13 protein-coding genes and 1 pseudogene are annotated in these 11,225 nt (G+C 69.4%); 10 read left to right on the top strand and 4 right to left on the bottom strand.

Going from position 1 to position 11,225, the window contains the following annotated elements:
• Nucleotides 1-612, top strand: a pseudogene (locus tag ACZ7OH_RS12415) (glycosyltransferase); the annotation flags it as partial.
• A 51-nt stretch (nucleotides 613-663) separates the two neighbouring features.
• Here the strand turns inward: ACZ7OH_RS12415 and ACZ7OH_RS12410 are convergent.
• On the bottom strand, nucleotides 664-909 hold the full coding sequence (locus ACZ7OH_RS12410) for a hypothetical protein (RefSeq protein WP_400901491.1): 246 nt from the start codon (nucleotides 907-909) through the stop codon (nucleotides 664-666).
• Nucleotides 910-1,017: 108 nt separating this feature from the next.
• Here ACZ7OH_RS12410 and ACZ7OH_RS12405 point away from each other — a divergent pair, with 108 nt between their 5' ends.
• The 9 genes from ACZ7OH_RS12405 to ACZ7OH_RS12365 all read left to right on the top strand — a co-directional run bounded on the left by ACZ7OH_RS12405 (nucleotide 1,018) and on the right by ACZ7OH_RS12365 (nucleotide 8,528).
• The gene (locus ACZ7OH_RS12405; protein WP_470280854.1) at nucleotides 1,018-1,785 is read left to right on the top strand and encodes an ESX secretion-associated protein EspG; all 768 of its coding nucleotides are present in this window, start codon (nucleotides 1,018-1,020) and stop codon (nucleotides 1,783-1,785) included.
• A gap of 131 nt (nucleotides 1,786-1,916) precedes the next feature.
• Nucleotides 1,917-2,357, top strand: coding sequence for a hypothetical protein (locus tag ACZ7OH_RS12400; protein ID WP_470280853.1), 441 nt, complete (start codon nucleotides 1,917-1,919; stop codon nucleotides 2,355-2,357).
• A gap of 10 nt (nucleotides 2,358-2,367) precedes the next feature.
• Entirely contained in the window at nucleotides 2,368-2,937 is a 570-nt protein-coding gene (locus ACZ7OH_RS12395; protein ID WP_470280852.1) for a DUF3558 family protein, read from the top strand.
• Between the two features lie 10 nt (nucleotides 2,938-2,947).
• Complete coding sequence (locus tag ACZ7OH_RS12390; protein ID WP_470280851.1) at nucleotides 2,948-4,438, top strand: hypothetical protein; 1,491 nt, start codon at nucleotides 2,948-2,950, stop codon at nucleotides 4,436-4,438.
• 104 nt (nucleotides 4,439-4,542) lie between these two features.
• Complete coding sequence (locus ACZ7OH_RS12385) at nucleotides 4,543-5,043, top strand: YbaB/EbfC family nucleoid-associated protein (RefSeq protein WP_400901481.1); 501 nt, start codon at nucleotides 4,543-4,545, stop codon at nucleotides 5,041-5,043.
• A 13-nt stretch (nucleotides 5,044-5,056) separates the two neighbouring features.
• Nucleotides 5,057-5,875, top strand: a complete 819-nt coding sequence (locus ACZ7OH_RS12380; RefSeq protein WP_470280850.1) for a WXG100 family type VII secretion target — start codon at nucleotides 5,057-5,059, stop codon at nucleotides 5,873-5,875.
• 1 nt (nucleotide 5,876) lies between these two features.
• A complete protein-coding gene (locus tag ACZ7OH_RS12375) occupies nucleotides 5,877-7,157 on the top strand; it encodes a hypothetical protein (RefSeq protein ID WP_470280849.1) in 1,281 nt (426 codons plus the stop codon).
• Nucleotides 7,150-7,563, top strand: a complete 414-nt coding sequence (locus tag ACZ7OH_RS12370; protein ID WP_470280848.1) for a hypothetical protein — start codon at nucleotides 7,150-7,152, stop codon at nucleotides 7,561-7,563. The genes ACZ7OH_RS12375 and ACZ7OH_RS12370 overlap by 8 nt, the downstream gene beginning before the upstream one ends.
• A complete protein-coding gene (locus ACZ7OH_RS12365; protein WP_470280847.1) occupies nucleotides 7,560-8,528 on the top strand; it encodes a hypothetical protein in 969 nt (322 codons plus the stop codon). Before ACZ7OH_RS12370 ends, ACZ7OH_RS12365 begins: the two co-directional genes overlap by 4 nt.
• Here ACZ7OH_RS12365 and glfT1 read toward each other — a convergent pair.
• From glfT1 to wzm, 3 genes are read right to left on the bottom strand one after another with little or no spacing between them, the layout of a single operon-like run.
• Nucleotides 8,522-9,430: a galactofuranosyltransferase GlfT1 gene (gene glfT1, locus ACZ7OH_RS12360; RefSeq protein ID WP_470280846.1), complete on the bottom strand. Its 909-nt coding sequence runs from the start codon at nucleotides 9,428-9,430 to the stop codon at nucleotides 8,522-8,524. The two genes, ACZ7OH_RS12365 and glfT1, sit on opposite strands and share 7 nt — an antisense overlap.
• Entirely contained in the window at nucleotides 9,430-10,245 is an 816-nt protein-coding gene (wzt, locus tag ACZ7OH_RS12355; RefSeq protein WP_470280845.1) for a galactan export ABC transporter ATP-binding subunit Wzt/RfbE, read from the bottom strand. Before wzt ends, glfT1 begins: the two co-directional genes overlap by 1 nt.
• A 3-nt stretch (nucleotides 10,246-10,248) precedes the next feature.
• Nucleotides 10,249-11,199 (bottom strand): galactan export ABC transporter permease subunit Wzm/RfbD, encoded by a 951-nt coding sequence (wzm, locus tag ACZ7OH_RS12350; RefSeq protein ID WP_470280844.1) that lies wholly within the window; start codon nucleotides 11,197-11,199, stop codon nucleotides 10,249-10,251.
• Between the last annotated feature and the right edge of the window lie 26 nt (nucleotides 11,200-11,225).

Here is an 11,225-nt window from a genome sequence, read left to right as displayed (position 1 = left end):
ATCACCGCGGCGCTGCACTCGCCGTTCAACCTCAACCTGCTCTCCCGGGTCCTGCTCGCGCAGCTGGTGCGCTACCTGCTGGGCATGCAGTACGGCCTGTCGGCGACGTTGATCAAGGCCGTCGAGGACTTCCTGAAGGGCCCGGAGGTCCTGCGTGACGGCGGGGTCGAGGCGATGCAGGAGATCCGCCGCATCCGCGACGCCTACCCCGAGACCAAGCGCTACAAGGCGACCGACGTCCCCGGTATCGCGTCCAACGACATCGGCATCATCAACAGCGCGCCGCGGCCCAGCATGCAGCGCCTGGTGCTGATCAAGCGCGTGCTCGACCGGGTCCTCGGCCGCAGCCGCTTCGGTCTCGGCGCGGTGCCGATCGACGAGGCGAACTGGTGGCACATCGCGCTGTTCGACACGGCGGTCGTGACGGACGCGAACCAGGAAGGCGTCCGCGTCCGCTCGTACGACAAGGTCAAGATGTTCGACCTGGCCAAGCGCGGCGCGAAGGTGGTCCAGCGGCTGCGCAAGGAAGGCGCGGCGGTGCAGGAGCAGTACAAGCGCGCCATGCCGGAGCTGACCTCGCGCGAGAACTGGAAGCGCCTGTACAAGCTCTGACGTTCTTCGCGAAGGCCGTCTCACGCTGGTCGTGAGGCGGCCTTCGCCGTGTCAGCCGTGCATGCCGAACACCGTGCTCTTCCGGGTGAGGTCGTCGACGTACGCGGCGGCGACGTGGGCGAAGTTGATCGCGACCTCCGAGTGGTCCTTGGTGGTCACCGTTTCGACCGCGCCGGCCTTGACGAGCTGGGCGAGCCTGCCAGCCAGCTTGCCGGATCCTTCGGTCGTCAGCGCGAACAGCAGCGGTTCCCCGCCGGTGGCGAGGTGCAGCACGAGTGCGGGTTTCGGGTCGGCCATGCGTCCATCGGACCAGCGGCGATCTCACCCGGGCAAGCGGGTTCGCGGAGAGCGGATGGACTACCTTTTGCCGGAAGGCCGGAAGAAAACCGCGGGGGGATGGAAGCGATGCCGCACTCGTTCTCGCTGTCACTGGCAGCGGTGGACATCCTGCTGGAGCAGCTCGGGCTCGGCCGCGCGCCGACGCCGTTCGAGGTCCCGCACGTCGGCACGACCGTCGAGCAGCGCGCGATGATCCGCGACGCCGTCGTCCGCGACCTGAACGGGCGCGGGCTGTGGAGCCGCGGCCGCCTCGACGCGGACGCCGAGCTGGCCCTGGCGACGTTCGTCCGCGGCAGCGTGGCGATCAACGCGGCCGCCGACCTGGGCGAGCGCCACCTGTTCGCCCGCGTCGCGTCCGACGGCCAGTTCGCGGTGCTGGCCAAGCAGGACGAGAACCTGATCGTCTTCGAGGAGGTCCGCCCGACGGGCATCGTCCCGGCGATCGTCGACCTGCTGCCCCTGACCCCGGCGGCGCCCGGCCAGTCGGTGACGATCTCGCGCCCCGCGGAGCAGCCCCGCCACCAGCGCCGCGACGACGCGTACGACCCGTTCGCCGGCGTCAGCGGCCCCCGGTCTTCGGGCAGCGGCAGCGGCGGCCCCCAGCTCCGCATGATCGAGCGGGTGTTCCAGGAGCCGAAGAAGCGCGTGGGCCAGTTCACAGCCCAGACCCGCGGCGGCACGTACCCACCACTGGCCTGGTTCGACACGGAGTCGGGCCGCTGGCTGATGTCCTCGAGAGCGGCCGCGGACGGCCAGCGCTGGATCACGTACGCCCCAGCCGACAACGCACGCCTGGCCCAGCAGCTGTACGCCCAGCTCGAAGGGCAGTTCTGAGCGGCCGGGAACCGGCGGTGGGCTTCCGACGTCCATAGGTGGAGATCGGTGAACAGCCGTTGTGCGGCGTGCCCGGCTAGTAGACTTCCGGGTGCACACGCACGGGCGAAGCGATACGGGGTGGAACAGCGATGTTGATTGCCGATGGCGGTGGCGGCTCGATGTCGGACATCGTCAACCCGCTTTCGTCCGGGGCCATGAGTGCCGCGGTGCAGGCCGCCAAGGCGCAGACCGACAAGCTGGTCGCCGCGGCCGCGAGCGGTGGTTTCAAGATCACGCCGGAGGGCGTGAAGCCGCTCCGGGATGCCCTCACCGAACTGGTCAAGGACCTCAACGGCCTCGGGCACAAGGTGTACGTGCTGGACCAGGCGCCCCAGCTCGGCAGCCATCCGTACGGGCAAACGGTAGCCTCGCACGACCAGAAGAGCGCCAGCGAAGCCGCTGGCTCGGCGCGGGTGGTGCTGGACCAGCTCCGTGAGGTGGCCACGCAGGCCGACCAGGCCCTGGCCAGGGCGGCCGGCCTCTACACCGCGACCGAAGACGACGCCTTCTCCGCACTCAAGACCAAGTAGGCCTGAGGTAATGACGAGACTCCTCGTTCGCATCGTCCTTCCGCTCGTCGCCGGCGGGGCACTGCTGGCCGGGTGCACCACCACCCAGAGTGGAACTGCCTCTCCCGCGCAATCGCCGACGGCAGGGTCGTCGCAGGCGCCGGAAAGTTCGTCCTCAGGGGGCGGTGGCACCCAGGCGATCACCGACCCCTGCACTCTCCTCGAAATGGGCGACCTCACCAGCTACGGCCAGTTCGATCCACCGGAGAACGGCAAGATCGGCACCGCGCGGACTTGCACGTACCAGAAGCAGATCGCCTCGGCGAGTGACAAGTCCATGGTGATCGGTGCGAACATCCGGGACGACGCCTCGATCGACCAGGTCCGGGACACCGGCCGCGGAGTGGTCGACAAGGACGTCAACGGCCGCAAGGCGAAGGAATCGCCGGACGGCGTCGCTTCCGGGTGCACGCTGGCGCTGGCGGTGGGCGCCACCCGGGTAGACGTAGCGGTCACGGCGGTCGACTCGTCGGATCAGGCTTGCCAGATCGCCGAAGAAGTGGCCACGAAGGCCGTCGAACCGCGGTTGCCGAAGGGATAGGGGAACCCAGATGACGACGCGACAGGGGCCGCCGCCGAAGACCCCGGACAAGACGCCCCAAGAAGTGCAGGACATGGCCCCTGCCGATCGCGATGCCTACCTCCAGCAGAAGGCGGAAGAAGGCGTCGACCCCGGCAGCTGGTTGTTCGGGCCGGTCCAGCAGTGGATCGCCCAGGCCAAGGCGAAGAACCAGTCCCAGCAGATGGGCGACAAGAACGTCGCCGACGCCACCAAGGGCCGTGACGTCGAGTATGTGAGCGGCTTGCACGCGCCGAACGCGGACTACAAGGGGACCGATCACCCGCAGCTGCAGGCGTTCCTCGAGAGCAACCTTAACGTCGAGCAGGTTTCCGAGGTCTCGACCGCTTACCACCAGGTCCACCAGGTCTTCGACAAGTTCGCCACGTCGATGAACACCGCGGTCAACGCCTCCAAGGGCACCTGGGAAGGCACCGCGGCCGAGAACGCCCAGCAGTACTTCACCAGCCTGGGCAAGTGGTCCGACGCCAACTCGCAAAACGCGAAGCTCGCCTCGGAGACCATCTACGACCAGGGCCAAGCCGCCTCGACGGCCAAGAACTCCATGCCCGCCCCCATTCCCTTCAGCTGGGGCGACGAGTTCAAGTCCTGGGCGACGTCGAACCCGCTCAACCTGCCCGACAACGTCGACAAGTCGCTGCAGAAGCAGAAGGACAGCCAGGCGGCGCACGACCAGGCCGCCAGCGTCATGTCGACCTACGACAAGAACCTCTACGAGGCCGCGTCGAAGCAGCCGGCCTTCGCGCCGCCGCCCAGCTTCAGCACCGGGGGCGGTTCCGGGGACCCCAACGGCACCGGGGACAAGAACGGCATCAACAACCCCGGAAGCGTGACCATGCCGGGGTCCAGCTCGGTGAACACGCCGGGTGGCGGCAGCAACCACTTCACCACCGGCAACGTCCCCGGCACCATTCCCGGCACCACCGGGACGCCGCACTTCTCCGGGCCCGGCTCGACGACCGGTGCCGGGCTGCTCCCGGCCGGCACCACCACGCCGTCGAGCTTCGCGCCGGGGGCGATCCCCGGTGGGGCGACGTCGAACCCGAACAACCAGTCGATGGGCATGCCGCCGATGAGCCCGATGCCGATGGGCGGGATGAACTTCGGCGGCGACGAGGCCTACAACTCCAAGGTCGGCGGCGGGGCCGGCCGGGGTGGTGGGGGCTTCGGTCCCGGTGGCTCGGGCGCGGGCAGCGCGACCGGCGCGGGTGCCGCGTCGGGGGCCGCCCGGCCGGGCGGCATCGGCGCCGCCGAGGCGGCCGCCGGTCGTGGCATGGGCGGTCTCGGCTCGGGCAGTGCGTCCGGTCGTGGCGGCATGGGCGGGGGCGGCATGGCCCGCGGCCAGAAGGGCGAGGGCGACGAGGACACGGAGCACTCGCGCCCGACCTACCTCGTCGAGGGCGACCCCGACGAGGTCTTCGGGACGGACCTGCGTACCGCGCCGCCGGTCATCGGCGAATAACGGACATAACAGAAACGGCCTCGGGGAACCGGGGCCGTTTCTCGTTTGGGCTGGTCGTGGAACCAGTAGCCTTCGCCTCGCGTCGGACACCGGGGAGGCGAGCGATGACACCTGAGGAATGGCTGGCGGGCTTCGAATCGAAGATCGCGGACGTCCAGGCGAAGGCCGAAGAGTTCCGCGTCGGGCTGGAGGCCGCCGGGACGACCGTCGCCTCGCCCGACGGCACCATCCGCGTCGGCGTCGCCCCGAACGGCTCGCTCACCGACCTGCAGCTCACCGACTCCGCGCTGGCCGGGAAGTCGGGCGCCAAGCTGGCGGAAGAGATCCTCAAGCTCGCGCGCAAGGCCCAGCGCGGCGCCGCCGTCAACGTCGCCGCCGCGTTCGCGCCGCTGGGTGGTGACTCCGAAGCGATGCACATGGTCACCGGCTACGTGCCGCCGGAGGAGCCCGAAGAGCCGCCCGCGCCCGAGCCCGTCCGGGAACGCCGGCTCTGGCAGCACGACGAGCCGGAAACCCCGCCGCCACCGCCGGTCCGCCGCCCGTCGCGGCCGCCGCGTGACGACGATGACGACTTCGGGGACAACACGTTCATGCGCCGGGACTGAGGGGACTTCGACCATGACCACCGCCACTTCCGGGGCCGGGATCTTCGACACGTACTCCGGGCTCGTCGACTCGATCAAGTCGGACTCCGAGTCCGAGGGCGAACACGTCCTCGGCGTCGCGGTCAGCGCGGCCGGCGCGGTCGTCGACACCGTCGGCGCCGCGATCGACCCGCTCGGCGCCGTCCTCAACGCCGGCGTCGGCTGGTTGCTGGAGCACATCAGCTTCCTGCGCGAGCCGCTCGACGCGCTGCTCGGCAACCCCGACGAGATCAATGCGAACGTCGACCAGCTCAAGTCCGCCGCGGCCGAGATGCACACGCTCGCCCAAGAGCACCGCGACGACCTCCGCAGCGTCGCCGAGTGGACCGGCCAGGCCGCCGACGCCTACCGCGACAGCCTCACGAAGATGGCCGAGGAGCTGGAATCGCTCGGCAAGACGCTCGACGGGACCGCGGCGGTCGCGGGCATCTCCGGCATGCTGGTCTGCACGCTGCGCGGCATCGTCTTCGGGCTGATTTCGTCGGTGATCGCCGAGCTGATCCGCGACGCGCTGATCGCGGCGGCCTCGGCGGTGGTGACGTTCGGCGGCTCGATCGCGGCCTTCTGCGGGGTCGCGTCGGCTCGCGCCGCGGCGACCGCGTCGAAGATCGCCGGCAAGATCAGCAAGCTCCTGGAGGGCTTCGCGCGGCAGGGCGGCCGGCTGGCCAAGCTGATGGAAGCGATGGAGAAACTGACCAAGGGCCTCGACCGGTTCTCCACGGTCGGCGGCCTCGCGATGGGCGCGTACCAGGCCGCGAAGCCGTACGAGACGCAGCAGCCGGCGGAGGCGTGACATGGCGACCCACCACACGAGCACGCCGCACCACGTCGACGCGTCGCCGACGCACCACGAGACGCCGAACGCGCACCCGGCACACGAGTCTCACGCCCCGTCGAATGGCCACAGCGGCGGCGGGTACGGGGTCCACACGGACTCACTCAGCACGATGGAGGGTCACCTCGGCCGGACGAAGGACAAGGTCCACGCGGTCGGCCAGACCGTGGCCGGGGCGAACTTCGGCGCGAAGTCGATGGGCGTGGTCGGCGCGGGCATGACCGGCACGCTCAACGGCACGGTGAGCGCGGCGAAGGAGCACGTCGCCCGAGCGGGCAAGGCGGTCGAGGACGCGGGAGCGCGCACGAAGGCGGTCCGCGAGCACTACGAGACGACGGAAGCGAACAACGCGGCCACGATCGCCTCGGCTGGCAAGCCGGTCGACGCCCCGAAGACGGCGGCAGCCGGTGGGGGTGCCAACCCGCCCCCACCAGGCTCGAACCCCCCACCCCGCCCGCCGGACGACGGCGGCGGAATGCACAACAACCAGGGCCACCACGCCTCGGACGACGAGCTGCGCGGGCAGTACACGCGAGAGTCGATGCAGACCCGCCCGACCTCGACGGACAACCAGATCCGCGACGCGGCGAGCAGGCTGGGCTACGACCCGGACCAGCACCTGGCGATGACCCTCAAGCCGACAGCGGACCTGACCCCGGATCAGCGCGCGGAGATCGTGGCGGTCCGCAACGAGCTGAAGGCCAACCCGGGCGAGATCATGACGAAGGTGGTCAAGCCGGAGATCGGCGAGAACACGCTGCTCAACCCGACACCCACCAGAGATTTCGACCCGAGGCAGGTCGGCGGTTCGGTCGCCCGGGGCAGCGACACCTCGCAGTACGGGACGCCCCAAGAGTTCCGGGACAAGCTCGCCCTCGACGACAACGGCGCGGGGTGGACCCCGATCAAGGCGGGCGCCGGCGAGGCGTACCAGCTGCGCTTCCCGGCCTCGGACCACGCCCGCGCCATGGAGATCAGCTATGGCGGCACGGATCCGGTGACCGCGCACGAAATGCAGGGGTTGTCCGGGCAACCCGGGCCTCGCGAGTGGCAGCCGCCGTTCCTCGGTACCGGATACACCGGTGGCGGTGTGCCCGAGTGGATCCACACGAGGCAGGGCTACGAGAGCCGTGGTGAGATGTGGCTCGTGCACGCGGACGGGACCGAATCCCTGGCCGGGGTGTACCTGGACGGACGAGGGTGGTTCGACGTGCGCGGACGAGGAGGATCCGGTGCCTAGAGTTTCGCCGCGCGACTGCGCGGTCTACCAGGGTGAGCTCTACTCGCCCTCCGGACGGCCGCCGGGCAAGCTGGCCTTGCACCGCGAAGGTGTTCCCGAGCAGGTGGTGCCGATCGCGGACCTCGACGAGTGGTACACCGTCCGCACCTGGGGGACCTTCCTCGGGCACGAGTTCGAGATCTACTTCGAGGACGAAGACGGGTACGGCATCGGAGCGGTGGGCACCGGAGACGGGCGCTGGATGGCCGATACCTGGGCGAAGCCCGAAGAACATCCCGAGGTGAACTTCAACCGGCCCGACCAGTTCACCTTCGAGGCTTCGGTCCCGAAGCACATGGTCAGCGACATCCACGAGGTCCGCACCGACAACCTCGGACCGTGGCGGGAAGGGCAGGAAAACCGATGAGTCCTGACGCTCCCGCCGGTCTACTCGGCAGCACGGTCGTCCAGCTACCGGTCAAACCCGGTCTCGCCGGCCTCTACCTGGGCAACGTCATCGTTCCCGGCCGGTTCGAACCGCACCGGATCCAAGGGTTCGCCGGCCGCGTCGAGGACGTCGCCGAGCTCGATACCGCCGCCATGGTGCGGAACTACGGCCTCGCCAAGATTCCCGGCTGGGGCCCGCTCGACGAGCTCTACCTGCTCCGCTTCACCGCCGGCCACACGTTCCCGTTCCGCACCTCCTACGGCTCGAGCGACCGCGAAATCGCCGCCGAGCTGGGCGTCGCGCGCGTGTACCCGCCGCCGTACCTCGGGACCGGGTACTTCCCCGGCGTCGACCACCCGCTGCCCGAATACGTCCTGCGGCTGGTCGAACTCCCCGTCGGCGCCGAACTCTTCGTGCGCCGCGCCGACAACAGCGAAGAGCGGCTCGGGCAGTACCACAGCCGGAAGGTCGGCTGGATCCTCGACCAGAAGAACGCTTTCGGCGAGGCCACGTTCTTCCCGCCGCCCGTGCCGCTGCCGCCGCTCGTTCGGCGCGGCTACACCGCGCGGTACCGCGGTGGTGACTTCGACGCCGAGTTCGCCGGCCCCGCGCGGGTCGTCCTGCACCCGCTGCCGGGCGCCGCCGCGCCCGCCGACTTCGGGGAGACCTACGGGTTCCGGATGAAGGCCGTCGACCAGGCCGAGCTGGACGACCTGACCTTCGTGCGGACGCTGTGCCGGTGGCGCGGTGGCACCTTCGAGCTCCTCGGCCGGACGCGCGACACCGCCGACCTGCACCTGGTCGACGAGGACTACCTGACGGCGCGCGAACTCGGACTGTCCGAAGTGGACTACCGCGTGTGGCGGAAGACCGTGCCCGCCGCCGAGCTCACCGACGTCCGGACGGAGTCCGTGCCGGTGCCGCTCGAAGGGCAGTTTCAGTAGCGGTAGAACTTCTCCGCGCGGCCCTGGCGGACCAGCTTCAGCCACTGCAGGAACGCCTTCGGGTCGCGCTTCACGCCCACGAAGTACAGCCCGAAGCGGACGACCTCCAGCGCGCCGATCTTGCGCATCCCGGGCTGGGACAGCAGGTACCCGCGGTTGCGGTACGTGTAGTACCGCTTGACCTCGTTCTCGGGGTCCTGCGCGTGGAACTTGCCGCCCAGCATGGGCTTGAACTCGTCCGAGCCGTCCGGGTGCAGGTACTTCGTCTTCAGCGACGTGCCGAACGGCAGCCCCGAGCGGACCAGCCGCCGGTGCAGCTCGACCTCGTCGCCGCGGAAGAACAGGCGCAGGTCCGGCACGCCGACGACGTCCAAAGTGGACGCGCGGAACAGTGCGCCGTTCATCAGGGACGCGATGCCGGGCAGGAAGTCCACGCCCAGCTCGGACTGCGACCGCTTCCACGTCAGGCCGCGGCGCAGGGGGAACGCCAGCTTCTCCGGGGCGTCGATGTTGGACACCACCGGCGAAATCTCCGCCAGGCCCCGCTTCTCGGCTTCTTCGAGCAGGATCGCCAGCACGTTCTCGTCCGCCGGGCGGCCGTCGTCGTCGGCCAGCCAGACCCAGTCCGCGCCCAGGGACAGCGCGTGCAGCATGCCCAGCGCGAACCCGCCCGCGCCGCCGAGGTTGCGGTGGGACGGCAGGTACGTGTGCGGCAGCGGGTAGTTCTCGACGACTTCGCGGGCCGAGTCGTCCGGCCCGTTGTCGACCACCACGAGGTGGTCGACCGGCCGGGTCTGGGCCGCGATGATCTTCAGCGAGTCCGCGAGCAGCTCGCGCCGGTGCCGCGTGACGACGACGCCGACGACCGCGCCGTCGGGCAGCTGCCGGGTCTCGCTGGTCATCATTCCCCGCCGTTCGTCGTCGCCACCGGTTCGATGCCCAGGCGCTGCCGCGTTTCCTTGCTCATGTCCTGGAACGGGTCGCGGCCCTTGTAGCCGGTGAGGACGTCCCGCAGCGAGCCCTGCTGCTTGATGTGGCCTTCGTCCATCCACAGCGCCGAGTCACAGAGCTCGAACAGGAACTCGTCGGCGTGGCTGGCGAACACCAGGATGCCCGAGCGCTTGACCAGGTCCTTGAGGCGGTCGCGCGCCTTGTTGAGGAACGCCGCGTCGACCGCGCCGATGCCCTCGTCGAGGATCAGGATCTCCGGGTCGATCGAGGTGACGACCCCGAGCGCGAGCCGCACGCGCATACCCGTCGAGTACGTCCGCAGCGGCATCTGCAGGTAGTCGCCGAGCTCGGTGAACTCCGCGATGTCGTCGACCCGCTTCTCCATCTCCTTGGCGGTCATGCCGAGGAAGAGGCCGCGGATGATGATGTTCTCCTCGCCGGAGATCTCCGGGTCCATGCCGATGCCGAGGTCGAAGACCGGCGCGATCTTGCCCTGGATCCGCGCGGAACCGCGGGTGGGCTCGTAGATCCCGGCGAGCAGCCGCAGCAGCGTGGACTTGCCGGCGCCGTTGTGCCCGACGAGCCCGACCCGGTCGCCTTCGCGGAGGTTGAGGGTCACGTCGTGCAGGGCTTCGATGATCGGCACCTTGGTGTCGGTACCGATCTTGCCGCCGACCTTGCCGAGGACCCGCTTCTTCATCGACCGGGTCTTCGCGTCGAAGATCGGGAAGTCGACGAAGGCGTTGTGGACGTCAATGGAAACCATGTGTCACACCCAATAGGAGACGCGGGCACGGTAGTTGCGCATCGCGACGAGCGCGAGCGCCCAACCGACGACGGTGATGGAGCCGACCACGATCCAGTTGTCCACCGAGAACTCCTGGCCCAGCAGCGGCGCGCGGATCACCTGCATGAAGTGGTAGAGCGGGTTCGCCTTGACGATCGGCAGGATCCAGGAGACGCCCTCCCGCGACCCGCCGCTCATCAGCTGGTCCACCGGCCAGACGATCGGCGTGCCGTAGAACAGCAGCTGGATCAGCGAGTTGACGACCTGCGGGATGTCGCGGAAGCGGGTCGAGATGATGCCGAACAGGAGCGTCACCCAGCCGGCGTTCAGCGCCAGCAGCACGAAACCGGGGATGGCCAGCAGAATGGACCAGTTGAGGCCCGGGTGACAGATGTGGTCGGGGACGCACAGCCCGTTGCCCAGCAGCGAGTACTGCTTGCTCAGCGCGCCGAAGAAGATCGCCAGCACGGCCACGTAGACGATCAGGTTGTGGGCCAGCATCAGCGTCTGCCGCCACACCGTGCGCAGCATGTACACGCTCAGCGGCGCCGGGAGCTGCTTGATCAGCCCTTCGTTCGCGATGAACGTCTCCATGCCCTCGGACAGGCAGCCGCTGATGAAGCCCCAGATGATGAAGCCGGTGGAGATGTAGGGCAGGAACACCTCGACGGGGAGCTTGAACAGCTGCGAGTACAGCAGCCCGAGCCCGAGCGCGAGGACCGCCTGGCTGATCGTGATCCAGAAGGGTCCGATCACCGAGCGGCGGTAGCGCTGCTTGATGTCCTGCCAGCCGAGGTGACCCCACAGCTCGCGGGCGGAGAAACCGGCCTTGATGTCGGCGAAGGCGCGCGCGAACGTCTTGCTGTCCGACGTCGGCGGCGCCGACGCGGCAACGGGGGAGTTCGCGGCCTGAACCGTGCTGGTGGCATGCACGTGGACGAGGGTACCGATGGGAGGAG

The sequence above is a fragment of the Amycolatopsis sp. NPDC114478 genome (assembly GCF_055633805.1).
This window is presented reverse-complemented; position numbering and strand designations above follow the sequence as displayed.